Below are 14881 nucleotides of genomic sequence, written 5' to 3' on the forward strand. Positions count from 1 at the left end.
AATGAGTAGCTATATGCGAATTTATAATTTTTTAGAAAAAACACTTTTTTTTACCTTAACGCGCAAAATTGTGGGTAATTTAAGTTTTGTATTTTTATTTCAGGCTATTACTTTATTTTGGCTGTATGAAAGCTTAACCCTAAACCAACAAAGTACTGGGTTATTTTGGGCATTAGCTTTAGTGATTGTGGCTGGCTTTATTTTCACCCTATTTTATATGCGATTTTTAATGGTGCGCCCAGTCAAGGCAATGCGCGACACGCTAATAAATATAAACCAGCAAGATGCAGACTTATCGGCAAAGTTACCCCATTTTACTTATGATGAGTTTCGTGAACTAAGCGAGCAATACAATCTTTTTACTACTCATTTAAATCAGCTACTAAACACAACCTACAATAGCGCCCAAGCAGGCGTGCAAAGTATCGAGCAAGCAACTCAGTCTATGCAACATACTGAGCAATTAAGCGGACAACAAATACATTTAAGCCATACCATTATAAATGCCAGCAACCAAATAGCGCAGAGCTTACAAAATATAGTAAGTAATACCGACAGCGTGCATAAAGTAAATAATGAGCATTTAAATTTTGTTAAGCTTTCGGCAACAGAGTTGTCGGCCTTAGTGCAACAAGTAAAATTAATAACCGATATGCTAACCGGCTTTTCGGCAACTATTTCAGGCTTAAAAGAAAACAGTGAAAACATTCGTAGCATTTTAAAAATGGTGGAAGAGTTTTCTGATCAAACCAATCTACTAGCCCTAAATGCCGCCATTGAAGCAGCAAGAGCCGGTGATGCGGGACGTGGTTTTGCGGTAGTTGCCGATGAAGTGCGTACTCTTTCAATTAAGGTAAGTGGTGCAACGCGGCAAATTAGTGATTTTATAAACCAAATGAACGAGCTAGTAAACGAAACAAATAAAGAGTCAGAGCAATTAATTACTCACTCACACAATGCGCAAAAATCAATTAATAGTACTTCTAATGGTTTTACTAATATGCTTACTGAATTTGAGCATAACCAGCAACAGTTACAACAAATTGCCGAGGCTGTGCACTTACTTGAGCAAACACAAAATCAAACCCACCAATCGGTAGAGCATATTGTAGCGCTTGGCGAGCAAGCCAAACAAACCATAGATACAGCACTTAATGATTGCCAACAATCACAAACCCTCAGCCAACAAACACAACAACAACTAAAACGCTTTGTGCAGTAATACCTATTTTATTAAAAATAGGTATTTGCTAACAAGCTTATGGGTATAACAAGCGTTTTACCCATAAGCTAAATATGTTAAATTACCCAGCTATTTATTTAACCGTGTGATGCATGTGAGCGACGCAGTTCCTGATTATAAAAACCTTGCCCAACAAATTAAAGCGTGGGGACAAGAGCTTGGCTTTAGCGAAGTAGGTATTACTGATATAGACTTAAGCAAGCATGAAACGCAGCTGCAACGTTGGCTCGACGCCGGCTACCATGGCAATATGGATTACATGGCCGCTCATGGTATGAAACGCGCTCGCCCTGCTGAGTTAGTGCCCGGAACGCAGCGTGTTATTTCGGTAAAAATGAATTACCTGCCCCCCGATGCAGGTTTTGCCAAAACCCTTAAAAACTCAGAAAAAGCGTATATAAGTCGCTATGCTCTTGGCCGCGACTACCATAAATTAATGCGTAATCGCTTAAAAAAATTAGGCCAAAAAATAGAGCTCGAAATTGGCGAATACGGTTTTAGGCCTTTTGTCGACTCAGCCCCGGTACTTGAGCGCCAACTTGCTGAAAAAGCAGGCTTGGGCTGGCGCGGTAAACACTCATTACTTATTAATAAAGAAGCCGGTTCTTGGTTTTTTTTAGGTGAGTTATTTGTTGATTTACCGCTGCCCATAGATGCAGAAAACACCTTTGAAGGCTGTGGTAAATGCGTAGCCTGCATAACACTATGCCCAACTGGCGCTATTGTTGAGCCCTACGTGGTAGATGCACGTAAGTGTATATCGTACTTAACCATTGAGCTACAAGGCCCTATTCCAGAGCAATACCGAACATTATTAGGTAACCGCGTTTATGGTTGTGACGACTGCCAATTAGTTTGCCCGTGGAATCGTTATGGCCAACTTACCGACGAAAATGATTTTCATCCGCGCATTCAATTAAAAGATAAAGACCTGCTTGAGCTGTTTGCTTGGGATGAAGCCACTTTTTTAAAAAACACCGAAGGCAGCCCTATTCGTCGTATTGGCCACGAGCGTTGGTTGCGTAATTTGGCTGTAGGCTTAGGTAATGCTGAATTTAGCCCTAGCATTATTCATGCCCTAGAAGATAAAAGCTTAGCTTGCAGTGAACTGGTTTTAGAGCATATAAATTGGGCGCTGCAACAGCAACGCAATAAGCAAGGTACTATACTGCGTAAAACCGCAAGGCTTATCAGAATTGTTGAAAAAGGCCTACCCCGCGACGCTTAAATGTTTAGGTGTGGAGTAAGCACTTTTAATTAATCGCTACGGTTATAAGTGCTTACCAAAAATAGTTAAGCTGTAAGGGTTATTATCCATAATGGCCACCTGTGGTAACTCGCCCCACACACTAAAGTTAAAGTGTTTAAATAGTTTAATACTGGGTAAATTATGACTAAAAATGAACCCTAGCAGCACTTTAATATTAAGTTGCTTAGCTTGCGTTTGGGCAAACTCCATCAGTGTTTTACCTAAACCTTTGCCTTGTGCTTTAGCGGTAATATAAATACTTATTTCTACCGTGCCTTCGTAAGCTACGCGCCCATAAAACGGTTTATAACTAAGCCATGCTAACACTTGGTCATTTTCAGAATATACATAAATTGGCCGCTGAGAAGTGTGACTATCAAACCAAGCTTGCTTGTCGGTAACGCTTACCTCTTCGGTATCGGCGGTAACCATTCTGCTGGCAATGGTTTCGTTATAAATTGCGACTATAGTTTTTAAATCTTCTGGGCGTGCTAAACGGATTGTCATAAGGTCTAGATAAGGTTGATCAGTTGCGTTTATATTAGCGTATCATTGAGGCTATAAACAATATGTAACCTTTTAACTTTAGGCATTAAAAATGATAAAAATAATATTATTAGCATTAATGGCGTTACTTTTACCCACATTAGCTCAAGCGCAAAGCACGGCTGAGCACCCCATTAAAAAACAAAATAACTGCCAAGACTTTACTAACGTTACTTTGCGTAAACTACGCTCAAAAGAGTTTGTTAACTTATGCCAATTTGAAAACCAACCGCTGCTAATTGTTAATACAGCGAGTAACTGTGGCTTTACGCCGCAATTTGCAGGGCTTGAAGCGGTTTATAATAAATATAAAGATCAAGGCTTAGTGGTATTGGGATTTCCTTCTGATGATTTTTTTCAAGAAGAAAACAACGAGCAAGACACCGCCAAAGTCTGCTTTGTTAATTACGGGGTTACTTTCACTATGTTTGCCACCAGCGCAGTGCGCGGCAGCGATGCAAACCCTATTTTTAAACACTTAAATAGCCAAACCAGCTCACCTAATTGGAATTTTTATAAGTATTTAGTGTCTGCTGATCGTAAAACAATTACGCGCTTTAACAGTAAAGTAGCCCCCGAATCAGAAAAACTAACTGCAGCAATTGAAGCGACATTAGCTATTAACTAGGTTAAAACCGTTACAATTAGTTTAAACTAACTAAAATACACGTTAGTATGATTAAAAAACAACCAGATTAATTATTAGGAGATTTTATGACAGTGGCAAGCGCAAGACATATATTAGTAGATAGTGAAGCACAGTGTTTAGATTTAAAAGAAAAAATTGAACAAGGTGAAGACTTTGCTGTGTTAGCAAAAGCACACTCTAACTGTCCTTCAGGTCAAGATGGCGGTGCTCTTGGTGAGTTTGGCCCAGGTATGATGGTGCCAGAGTTTGATAAAGTGGTGTTCTCTGCGCCAATTAATCAAGTACAAGGCCCAGTACAAACACAGTTTGGTTACCATTTACTTGAAGTAACCAGCCGTTCAGAGTAACTTATTCTGTACTGTAAATTTTGAAAAAAGCCGCTTATGCGGCTTTTTTATGGAGTAATTATGCAACTATTAGGTTCTGTTACCTCGCCTTATGTACGCCGTATTAGAATATGGGCGCTGGAAAATAACTGTGATTTAGAGTTTATTAATCTGGATATTTTTTCAGCGCAAGATCGCCCAACTATGGTGAGCAAAAACCCAGCACGCAAAATCCCTATTCTCGTAGATGGCAATTTAACCCTTAGTGATTCAAACTCAATACTGCGTTATTTACTTGAAAAAACAGCACAGCCAAAATTAACTTGGCCGCAAGAGCACTTACTTACCACTATTAATGCCTGTAATGACTCTTTAGTGGAAATGCTTTTATGCCAGCGCTCTGGTTTTGATACGCAAAGTGATGCGTTATTTTTTAATTTGCAAAACGAACGTATTGTTGAAACATTACACTTTTTAAATGATCATTTAACTGATGATGAATTTAAAGGCTGTGAATACCTCAACATCAGTTTATACTGCCTGCTTGATTGGATTTGCTTTCGTGAACTAACCGACATTAGTCAGCATTCAGCGCTTGTTGCTTTTTATGAGCAATATGGCCAACGCCAAGCAGCAATAAATACCAGTCCTAGTCATTAATTTAAAAAGGTAAACACATGAGCGATATCGAGATTGAATCAGAACTAGTCAACTTTGTTGAAAAAGTACGTATGAGCGAAGTAATTTGGGCACTAGGTGCAGAAGATAATGGCTTTGTAGTGTGTGATTCAAATCAATTTGACGAGACTGACGTATTACTACTTTGGGAAAGCGAAGCGGCTGCTAAAGCTCAGTGTAAAGACGAGTGGAAAGAGTACAGCCCAGTAGAAATTGGCCTTGATGAATTTTTAGATGAATGGGTTGAAGACCTAAACGAAGACAATGCTTTAGTTGGCCTTAACTGGAATGACGACCAAGTATGCGTAGAAATTGAACCAGTAGGTTTAGCACGCGCATTAAGTGAATAATTCACTATAGCTTAATTAATAAAGCATAAAAAAAGCCAACTGCATTCGTGCTAGTTGGCTTTTTTGTTTTAATTAATTAGGTATAAGTATTTATACCCAAAACATACTCGCATCTTGCTATGTTTTGGGTATAAAATGTATTTTGTCATTATGTTCAAGGTACACCGTTGAAAACCCATCTTGGTCGCCGTCCTTTTTCAGCTATGGAGCTGCACACACTTTACACTGGCTATATTTATGGCGATATGCGCGTGGTGCGTGAACAAGCAAAACATTGGCATTTTTGGTTGCCATTAATTGCTTACTATACGGGCGCTTATAGTGACGAAATAGGCTGTTTAACACTTGATGACTTAACTGTTGAGCAAAACATTTTATGTTTTAGTTTTCATACCCACGGAAAAATAAAACCGCGACTTATTCCTGTACATCAAGCGCTAATTAATGCTGGCTTTAACGACTATTTAGCATTTATAAAAAGCCAAAACCAACAGCGATTAATGTTCGACTTGCCAGCTAAAACCGGTCGCTACAGCGAAAAAGTTCGCATTTGGTTTAGCGGCGAAGGCGAGCGCGCTGGTTACTTACAAAAATGTGCAATTCCAAACATTGACCAACTCGGAATGAAAACCGCTATAAGTAGCCTGCGGCTTAACTTTGAGCAGCAAGTACGTATTTATGCACTGCAAGCCAACTCTAAAGACGCGTTTAATTATTTAATGGGCTTTAACGAATACCCACACCCAAATTATAGCAATGTAGCAGTGTTAAATAGCATAATTGGGCAAATTCGCGTTATTAACTCACAACTGCATTGGCAGCGCTTTATCAATCGCGATAGTCACTGACAAACTTTGTTACTCTTTACTCGTCCAAATCCGGGGTTATTCGATTACTCCATAAAAGAAAGCTGCTAGGATATCCGCATATAATACCGTTTCTATTGAAGTAGCGTGGTAACGCTGTCTGCTTTAGTCATTTATAACAATAATAAACTAGGGATACTATGTTTCTTAAAAGCCTCTTAACCGTAAGTGTTGCATTCGCGATGAACGCAGCAAATGCTAACGAATTTGTAATTGAAAAACTCGCAAAACCAAGCAGTCAATCAGTGTCGTTAACACTCGATCCAAGCCAAGATACCTTTACTGGAATGACTGAAATTATTTTAGAAGTACTCAAGCCAACTAACTACATAGAGCTAAACGGCGTGGCTTACGCAACTAAAATGGCACAATTACTTGGCGAGCAAAATTGTGACTTAAACAGCGAAATGCTCAAAACCGGTAAAGTAAAATTTAGCTGTGATGAGCAAATTCAGCCGGGTAAATACACCTTAAAAATTGATTTTTCAGCGCCATATAATCGCCAAAGTGTTGGGCTATATAAAACATTAGATCAAGGTACACCTTACTTATTTACTCAGTTTGAAATGAGTGATGCGCGCCGTGCATTTCCGGTGTTTGACGAGCCAAGCTACAAAATTCCATTTCAGCTCACTATTACCGCGCCTACCTCACAAAAAGTATATGCCAATACACCTGAGCTTAAAACTACAGTAAATGGCGACATGACCACCCATTTTTTTGATAAAACACCGCCTATTCCTTCTTATTTAGTAGCAATGGCTGTGGGCCCTTTTGAAGAGCTTAATGTTGAAGGTATGTCGGTGCCAGGGCGCGTAATTACCCCACAAGGTAAAATTCATTTAGCCCAGTACGCAAAAGAAAACATGCCAAAAGTACTAGGCGCACTTGAGGCGTATTTTGGTATTCCTTATGTGTATCAAAAACTAGATTCGGTGGCTGTACCTGAATTTCCGTTTGGTGCCATGGAAAACTCAGGACTTGTAACCTACCGAGAAGATATTTTATTGGTTGATTTAGCTGCCGCTACGCGCAGTAAAAAACAACGCAATGTGTCTATTATTGCTCACGAACTTGCACACCAATGGTACGGCAACTTAGTAACGATGAAGTGGTGGAACGATTTATGGTTAAACGAAGCGTTTGCTAGTTGGATGGCGGCAAAAATTACCAAGCAACTAAACCCTGAATTTGAATCGCACCTAGATTTACCACAAAATAACGTTATGCCACTTGATGCGCGTTTGAGTACTAAACCAATTCGTAAACCAATTAAAACCGAAGCCGATATTATGGATGGTTTAGGCCTTGCTTATAGCAAAGGTAGCTCGGTACTTGCTATGGTTGAAAACTGGATAGGTGAAGAGGCCTTTCAAAAAGGTATTCAAAATTACTTAAAAGAATTTTCCTATAAAAATGCCGAAGCTGCCGATTTATGGCAAGCACTTGGCAAAGCTTCTAATAAAGATGTAGCGAGTGTTTTAAAATCGTTTATTGAGCAATCTTCCTACCCACTGATTAAAGTAGCTCAGCAAGGTAGTAAAATAACTATATCGCAAAGTCGCTTTGTAAATGCCGGTGTTGATGCGCCTGAGCAATTATGGAATGTGCCTGTTGCAATTAAATATGGCGCGGGCGATAAAGTAAAAACAGCGAACGTATTACTTAATAAACAAAGCCAAACGCTAGATTTAGATTTTGCACCCGAGTGGATTTATCCCGATCAAGGCGCATTGGGTTATTACCGCTGGGTGATGAACGATGCACAGTTTAGTGCGCTTATCGACAATGCTGCTGACAAGCTAGATGACCGCGAACGTTTAGCGTTATTATCTGCTACCGATGCACTACTTGATGCTGGTGTTATATCGGCCGCTAAGTTAATGCAAACGCTTGAAGTATTTATAAGCGACAGCCACCCTCGCGTTGCTAATACCGCGCTGGGCTATTTAGTATCGCAACAACGCACCTTTAAAGACGATAGCAATAAAGACTTATGGCCTAAATTTATTCGTGGTGCAGTAACTCCTGCGGCTAAAAAATACGGCTTAGAGGCAAAAGTAGGTGAAGATGGCGCTATTTCACAACTTCGAGCTGCGGTTGTATCGCGTTTAGGTTTTGATGGCGAAGATCAAAATGTGATCAATAAAGCAAAACAGCAAACTCAGGTTTATTTAAACGATCCACAAAAAGTAGACCCGTACTTAGCAGGTACTTATTTAACTTTAGCTGCTTTTAACGGCGATAAAGCGTTGCTTGATCAATTTATGGCAACCTTTAAAACCACCAAAGATCCACAAGTACGTACTAATATGCTCTCGGCTATGGGCTACTTTGCAAAACCTGCACTGCAAAAAGCAGTATTGGCTTACAGCTTAACAGATGAAGTAACCGCATCCGACATGCGCACTATTTTAGCAGGACAAAGCTATACTGATGAGCGCCAAGCGCTGTTTATTGACTGGGTTTACAGTAATTACGATAAAGTAACAGCAAGCTTACCGCCGTTTTTTATCCCTAACCTACCGTATTTTACGACTGCAAATTGTGATGCAAATAGCTTTGCCACAACACAAAGCTTCTTTAATACTAAGTTAGCTGAAATACCAGGTTACGCTCGTACTTTAAGTAAACTAGAAGAAAGTACTAATGATTGTATTGCACTGAAAAATCGTGAGCTTGAATCGGTTAATAACTTCTTAAAAGGTAAGTAGCTATATTGGGGTTCTAGGTTTTATTTTAGAGCCTAGAGCTGATAACAAAACCAAGCTTCGTAGCTAATAATTTACTGCGAGCTTGGTTTGTTTTTTACTAATACCTAGCATTTTGCGCTGTGGTGTTAAATTTACCAGGCTTTAAAAAAGCGCGGCATACTGCCTTGCCTACTTATAACCTAAACCCAGCTTGGCCGATATTTTGTTAAATCTGAAGTCTGAAAGCTGATTTATAAACCTTTACTATTACCCGCCTAAAATCATCGTTAGTTTAGCAATAAAATCTTTTGCTGCTTGCTCAGAGTTTATTTTAAACGCGACACCATAATGAATCGGCTGTGCACTTTTATAAATGCGCGTAGGAAAACGCGTCATTTCGCTACTATGAAAATAGCCCTGAGTACGCACTACCCCATCAATATCGGTAAAATCATCACTAAACACTTCAAATGCTGGGCGAATTATAATTTTACCTTTGCCGCCTTCACTGTGCGTGTAAAACGCTTCTTTTGAATTAACTAACATGTATTCGGCAATATTCTTTATTTTAAAATTACTTCTACACTCTAATTTAATTAGCTGCTCAGTAAGCTCGTCTGCACTATAAGCCACGTTGTAATCCCTATTAGTTAAATTTGCGCATAACCTTAACGCATACGCATTATAAAGTCTGAAATTTATTTAAATTAGTCCTCAGCTACATCACAAACAAAAGCAAGTTTGTCGTTGTTATAACTCATACGGGTAATATTGGTATGGCAATAGGGTGTTAAATCCAGCCATTGCGATACAGTGTTATTGCCACTAAGGTTACGTTGGTAAACACGGTTGTTAAGCGCATAAGCCAGCGTACTGTCGTCTTTTAAGATAAAGTCTTGTACTTGTAGCGGCAATCTAAGTAAGTTTTCTACCTGCTTAGTTTGTGGGTTAAAACGCGCTACAATATGTTGCTCATTTTGGGTGTAACTAAATATAAACTGCGCCATTGTATGATTGTAAATAAGCGTACGACCAATGTTTTTTGCCACAACTTGCCCTTTTGCCGCTGCAACCAAGCTATATTGTAATGTATGTGGCTCACCTAAAATAAACATTACTAAATCGTTATTTATACCCCATGCGTGATATCCCACTGGCTCTATCCAGTCAAAAATACGACTTGCTGCAACTTCGCTATCAAGCGGATATTGCCATAGCTTTTGCTTGCCATTGGCCTCTACCACAATTGCCGATAAGCTTTGTTTATTTGGCATTACGGTTGGTGAGTATTCGCTTACTGGCGTATTGGTTATATTAATAATTTGTTTTGTTGCAAAGTCGTAGTAAGCAATATCGGTTTGGCTTTGCTCAACACTTAATACTTCATGGGTAAAGTAAACACCATTATTGTGTATATGAGGCTGATTATTATAACTATCACTGTCGCTCACAATAGTAACTTGCAGGCCATAAGGAGTATTTAAATCGGCTAATAATACTTGGCTTTTGGGCATACTTGCCTGTGCTACTGAGAGCGTTAAAGCGCTTATTGAAAACAACCCTAGTAGTGGTTTTAAAAATTTCATGCTCTATCTCGTTTTATTTTTAAGCACCCCATGATAACGTTATTTGCTGATTACGTCACTTGACCTAGACCAGCAACATCTTTATAACTAACCGGGTCTTATAAAAGAGAATTAATATGTCAGCTAAACATCCTATTATTGCAATAACCGGCTCTTCAGGTGCGGGGACAACTACCACCACGAATGCAATTAAACATATTTTTCGTAGCCTTAACATTAGTGCGGCTTTTATCGAAGGGGATAGCTTTCATCGTTACACTCGCCCTGAAATGGAAAAAAAAGTACGTGACGCGCAACAAGAAGGCAAACATATTAGCTACTTTGGCCGCGAAGCCAACGACTTTGGTTTACTAGAAACCCTATTTGATAGCTACGGTGAAACCGGCCAAGGTAAACTGCGTCGTTATTTACATACCTTTGACGAAGCGGTCCCTTACAACCAATTGCCCGGCACATTTACTCCGTGGCAAAACCTAGAGCAAAATACCGATTTATTATTTTACGAAGGATTGCATGGCGCTGTTGTAGATCAAGAGCACAATGTGGATGTAGCAAAACATGTAGATTTACTTATTGGTATGGTGCCCATTATCAACCTTGAGTGGATCCAAAAGCTGATCCGCGACACCTCTGATCGTGGTCACTCACGCGAAGCGGTAATGGGATCTATAGTGCGCAGTATGGACGATTATATTAACCATATTACTCCACAATTTTCACGCACCCATATTAACTTTCAACGAGTCCCTACCGTAGATACCTCTAACCCGTTCAGCGCAAAAGACATTCCATCACTCGATGAAAGCTTTGTGGTGATCCGCTTTAGGGGCATTGAAGATGTCGATTTTCCGTACTATTTACAGATGATCCAAGGTAGCTTTATGTCGCGTATTAATACCTTGGTAGTGCCTGGCGGTAAAATGGGCTTGGCAATGGAGTTGGTACTTACCCCACTCATTAAAGATATTATTTTAAAAAAACGAGCATTAGAAAACCTAGCACCACTGGATTTACCTATTTGATATTGGATAACCCACAGCCCTTTTTTGTTAAAGCCAACTCACGTACACTGCTGATTTTGCTTAAAGTGAGATCAGCATGTCGCAACCATTAAAAGTTATTGTGGGCTCTAAAAACCCAGTAAAAATAAATGCTGCTAAGTGCATTTTTAGCATGTATTTTCCAGAGCGTGACATTGACTGCCAAGGTGTAAATGCTCCCTCGGGTGTGCCTGATCAACCTATTGGTGAAGAGCAAACTCGCATTGGCGCACAAAACCGAGTGAATTACTGCAAAGAGCACTACCAAGCCCACTATTATGTGGCCATGGAAGGCGGTGCAGAGCAATTTAGTTACGGTGCCGCAACCTTTGCCTATGTAGTTATCGATAACGCGGTAAATCAAGTTGTAGGACGCAGTAGCAACCTACCTTTGCCGCAAATACTGTATAACGCATTACTTAATGGTGCAGAGCTTGGCAATGTTATGGATAAGGCTTTTAATACCACCAATATAAAGCAGCAAGGCGGCGCTATTGGTTTACTCACTAATAACCACGCCACCCGCGAAAGTACCTATACTCAGGCACTTACTTTGGCCATGGCACCTTTTTTACATTCAGCGCTTTATTGCCAAACAAATTAATTTTAGGAAGTTTAATGAAATACAGTTACGTGCTGTTTGATGCAGACGAAACCTTGTTTAGATTTGATATTTTAGCGGGCATGACTCGCATGTTTAAAACATATAACGTAGATTTTAGCCAAGCCGACTATCTTCATTATCAAAAAACCAATAAGCAACTATGGGTTGATTACCAAAATGGCGACATTAGTGCCGACTACTTGCAGGTTACTCGCTTTAGCGAATGGGCTACTAAACTAAATGTGCCAGCAAAAGAGCTTAATGATGCATTTTTAGATGCTATGGCAGAAATATGCGAGCCGCTACCCGGTGCCATAGAGCTGTTAAATAAACTTAAGCCCCACGCTAAGTTAGGTATTATTACTAATGGTTTTGCACGTTTACAAACCGTGCGCCTTGAGCATACTGGTTTAAAAGATATGTTTGAATGGTTAGTCATTTCTGAATTAGTGGGCATAGCTAAGCCTAATAAAGCTATTTTTGACCATACCTTTGAATTAATGGGTAACCCAGATAAAAGCCAAATATTAATGGTTGGCGATACTGCCACAAGCGATATTTTAGGCGGTAATAATGCGGGGATTGATACCTGCTGGTTACAACACCCAAACGAGCAGTTGCCCGAGGGTATAAAGCCTACCTATACCGTTACTCATTTGAAGCAGTTACAAAGTATTTTAGAGCTGTAGCTGTAGGTAGCTACGCACTTAAAGTATTTTCAATAGGCAAAAAAAATGACGCTAATTAGCGTCATTTTTTATAACTGTGTGAGCAATAAATTAGGCTGGCGCTAATTCAAGGCCGGGTGCAGGCATCGTTACAGGCGTTTCAAAGGTTGCCCACTCCCATGCTGACTCAGTAGCCATTAATTTACGTAGTAATTTATTATTTAAATCGTGACCCGATTTAAATGCAGTTACTTTACCTAAAATGTTATGACCTGTCATAAACATGTCACCAACACAGTCTAATATCTTATGCTTAACAAACTCATCGCTGTAGCGTAAACCGTTTGGATTTAACACTTTAAACTCATCAAGTACTACTGCGCTATCCATGCTGCCACCTAATGCTAGGTTATTAGCATGCATATATTCAATGTCTTTCATAAAACCAAAGGTACGTGCACGGCTAATTTCTTCAATAAAGCTTTTCGTCGTAATATCTAAACCAATACGTTGGCGACTTTCATTGATAGCTGGGTGATCAAAAGCAATTTCAAAGTCGATATGAAAACCATCATACGGTTCTAACTCGGCCCATTTATCGCCTTCTTCAATACGTACTTTTTCTTTAATACGAATAAAGCGTTTTGCTGCATTTTGCTCTTCAATGCCGCCTTTTTGTAACAAATAAATGAATGGTAATGCACTACCATCCATTATTGGCACTTCTGAGCTATCTAATTCTACAATTAGATTATCAATACCCATTGCAGCAACAGCAGCAATAAGATGCTCAGTAGTTGATAAGCGAACACCATCTTTGTTAATTAAACAGGTACATAATTGCGTATCACCAACGGCTTCAGGTGTTGTTTCAAAATCAACAACCGGATCAAGGTCGACACGACGAAATACAATCCCAGTATTTGCGCTCGCAGGTCGGAGAGTTATTGTGACCTTCTCACCTTTATGAAGTCCAATTCCTATGGCTTTGACTACTTGTGCAATCGTTCGCTGTTTAATCATAGGTTCGCTCACTTAAATTCAGTTACAGTTAGACGGCGGATACTAGCATAAATACGCCGCAATTGCAATATTCGTTCACATTTCAAACGAAATACTGTTTATATTAATCAGCTTGTTTACGTAAAAAAGCAGGAATATCAAAATAATCTCCGCCTTCTGACTTATCTGATTTTTTGTTACTTGGCGCTGCAGCACTCGTTGTGCTTTTATTAGCAGTAGATGACGTTGTTTTTTCGTTACTTTCAACTTGCGTCTTTGCTGTGTTTTCTTCAGCGCTTGTGCCTTGGCTTGCAAAGCTTGGTACGTACATGCTGCTACTTTGGTTTGAAGTGCTGGCTACATCAGAACCTGATGCTTTTTTGAAGCCATTATCAACAATGCCAAACTGCGGACGACGATCGCCACCTAAGCCAGTTGCAACTACAGTTACACGTAATTCATCGGTCATTTCAGGGTCAATTACTGCACCTACAACCACAGTAGCGTTTTCTGATGCCAATGCTTTTACGTGGTTACCAACGATCTCAAATTCTTCAATCGCAATGTCCATACCCGCAGTAATATTAACCAAGATACCTTTAGCACCAGTTAAATCTACGTCTTCAAGTAATGGGCTTGAGATAGCCGCTTCTGCTGCTTCTTGTGCACGATCTGGACCTGATGCAGACGCTGTACCCATCATTGCAGGACCCATTGCTGACATTACTGTACGTACGTCGGCGAAATCCACGTTGATCAGACCAGAGCGAGTAATTAACTCTGCAATACCCTGAACCGCACCAAATAATACGTCGTTAGCTTTAGCGAAGGCATCTAAAAGTGTAGTCCCTTTTCCTAAAACTTTAAGCAGTTTATTGTTTGGAATTGTAATAAGTGAATCTACAATTTCTGACAATTCATTAATGCCTTGTTCAGCCGCTGCAGCTCGCTTTTTACCTTCAAAGTCAAAAGGACGTGTAACTACTGCTACGGTTAAAATACCAAGCTCTTTTGCAATTTTTGCCACTACAGGCGCTGCACCAGTACCAGTACCGCCGCCCATACCTGCTGCAATAAATACCATGTCGGCACCTTCAAGGCTGGCACGAATTGTATCGGCATCTTCTTCAGCTGATTGACGACCTATTTCAGGGTTTGCACCGGCTCCTAACCCTGAGGTTATTTGCGTGCCTAATTGTACAGTAACGTGCGCTGCTGAGTTACGTAATGCTTGTGCGTCTGTATTAGCAGCAATAAAGCATACGCCTTCAATTTGCTGTTTTACCATGTGCTCAACAGCGTTACCGCCGCCGCCGCCCACGCCAATTACTTTTATTACAGCTTCTTCGCTATGTTGTTCCATCATATCAAACATGTTTAC

General features: G+C 39.9%; 16 protein-coding genes. 11 read left to right on the plus strand and 5 right to left on the minus strand.

The genetic code is table 11. The features are described 5' to 3' along the window. The first annotated feature begins 1 nt into the window (after position 1). Both H5058_RS00135 and queG read left to right on the plus strand, forming a co-directional pair. Positions 2–1222: a methyl-accepting chemotaxis protein gene (locus tag H5058_RS00135; protein ID WP_182676463.1), complete on the plus strand. Its 1221-nt coding sequence runs from the start codon at positions 2–4 to the stop codon at positions 1220–1222. 109 nt (positions 1223–1331) lie between these two features. Continuing rightward, the gene (queG, locus tag H5058_RS00140) at positions 1332–2471 is read left to right on the plus strand and encodes a tRNA epoxyqueuosine(34) reductase QueG (RefSeq protein WP_220485765.1); all 1140 of its coding nucleotides are present in this window, start codon (positions 1332–1334) and stop codon (positions 2469–2471) included. A 42-nt stretch (positions 2472–2513) separates the two neighbouring features. Here the strand turns inward: queG and H5058_RS00145 are convergent, their stop codons facing one another. Then, on the minus strand, positions 2514–2999 hold the full coding sequence (locus H5058_RS00145; RefSeq protein WP_011329134.1) for a GNAT family N-acetyltransferase: 486 nt from the start codon (positions 2997–2999) through the stop codon (positions 2514–2516). A 91-nt stretch (positions 3000–3090) separates the two neighbouring features. Here H5058_RS00145 and H5058_RS00150 point away from each other — a divergent pair, with 91 nt between their 5' ends. From H5058_RS00150 to H5058_RS00175, 6 genes are all read left to right on the plus strand, one after another. Then, positions 3091–3666 carry a glutathione peroxidase gene (locus H5058_RS00150; protein ID WP_011329135.1) on the plus strand — a complete coding sequence of 192 codons (576 nt, stop codon included), beginning with the start codon at positions 3091–3093 and terminating at the stop codon, positions 3664–3666. An 86-nt stretch (positions 3667–3752) separates the two neighbouring features. Then, complete coding sequence (locus tag H5058_RS00155) at positions 3753–4034, plus strand: peptidylprolyl isomerase (protein WP_011329136.1); 282 nt, start codon at positions 3753–3755, stop codon at positions 4032–4034. 60 nt (positions 4035–4094) lie between these two features. Next, complete coding sequence (locus H5058_RS00160; RefSeq protein WP_182676465.1) at positions 4095–4673, plus strand: glutathione S-transferase family protein; 579 nt, start codon at positions 4095–4097, stop codon at positions 4671–4673. 17 nt (positions 4674–4690) lie between these two features. Then, a complete protein-coding gene (locus tag H5058_RS00165) occupies positions 4691–5041 on the plus strand; it encodes a DUF2750 domain-containing protein (protein ID WP_011329138.1) in 351 nt (116 codons plus the stop codon). Positions 5042–5208: 167 nt separating this feature from the next. Continuing rightward, entirely contained in the window at positions 5209–5889 is a 681-nt protein-coding gene (locus H5058_RS00170) for a hypothetical protein (RefSeq protein WP_011329139.1), read from the plus strand. 158 nt (positions 5890–6047) lie between these two features. Further along, positions 6048–8621 (plus strand): M1 family metallopeptidase, encoded by a 2574-nt coding sequence (locus H5058_RS00175; RefSeq protein ID WP_182676467.1) that lies wholly within the window; start codon positions 6048–6050, stop codon positions 8619–8621. 246 nt (positions 8622–8867) lie between these two features. On the opposite strand, the gene H5058_RS00180 is transcribed toward H5058_RS00175, so the two are convergent. Both H5058_RS00180 and H5058_RS00185 read right to left on the minus strand, forming a co-directional pair. After that, entirely contained in the window at positions 8868–9233 is a 366-nt protein-coding gene (locus H5058_RS00180; protein ID WP_011329141.1) for a hypothetical protein, read from the minus strand. 74 nt (positions 9234–9307) lie between these two features. Further along, positions 9308–10186, minus strand: coding sequence for a hypothetical protein (locus H5058_RS00185; protein WP_011329142.1), 879 nt, complete (start codon positions 10184–10186; stop codon positions 9308–9310). A gap of 116 nt (positions 10187–10302) precedes the next feature. Here H5058_RS00185 and H5058_RS00190 point away from each other — a divergent pair, with 116 nt between their 5' ends. From H5058_RS00190 to yjjG, 3 genes are all read left to right on the plus strand, one after another. After that, complete coding sequence (locus H5058_RS00190) at positions 10303–11208, plus strand: phosphoribulokinase (RefSeq protein ID WP_011329143.1); 906 nt, start codon at positions 10303–10305, stop codon at positions 11206–11208. A gap of 76 nt (positions 11209–11284) precedes the next feature. After that, positions 11285–11830: an inosine/xanthosine triphosphatase gene (gene yjjX / locus H5058_RS00195; RefSeq protein WP_182676470.1), complete on the plus strand. Its 546-nt coding sequence runs from the start codon at positions 11285–11287 to the stop codon at positions 11828–11830. Positions 11831–11844: 14 nt separating this feature from the next. Continuing rightward, positions 11845–12519 carry a pyrimidine 5'-nucleotidase gene (gene yjjG / locus H5058_RS00200; protein WP_011329145.1) on the plus strand — a complete coding sequence of 225 codons (675 nt, stop codon included), beginning with the start codon at positions 11845–11847 and terminating at the stop codon, positions 12517–12519. Positions 12520–12609: 90 nt separating this feature from the next. On the opposite strand, the gene lpxC is transcribed toward yjjG, so the two are convergent. After that, complete coding sequence (gene lpxC / locus H5058_RS00205; RefSeq protein ID WP_011329146.1) at positions 12610–13521, minus strand: UDP-3-O-acyl-N-acetylglucosamine deacetylase; 912 nt, start codon at positions 13519–13521, stop codon at positions 12610–12612. Positions 13522–13624: 103 nt separating this feature from the next. Further along, complete coding sequence (gene ftsZ, locus H5058_RS00210; protein WP_058374115.1) at positions 13625–14875, minus strand: cell division protein FtsZ; 1251 nt, start codon at positions 14873–14875, stop codon at positions 13625–13627. Between the last annotated feature and the right edge of the window lie 6 nt (positions 14876–14881).

It is taken from the genome of Pseudoalteromonas sp. SR45-4 (genome assembly GCF_014163535.1).
GTDB lineage: Bacteria > Pseudomonadota > Gammaproteobacteria > Enterobacterales > Alteromonadaceae > Pseudoalteromonas > Pseudoalteromonas nigrifaciens.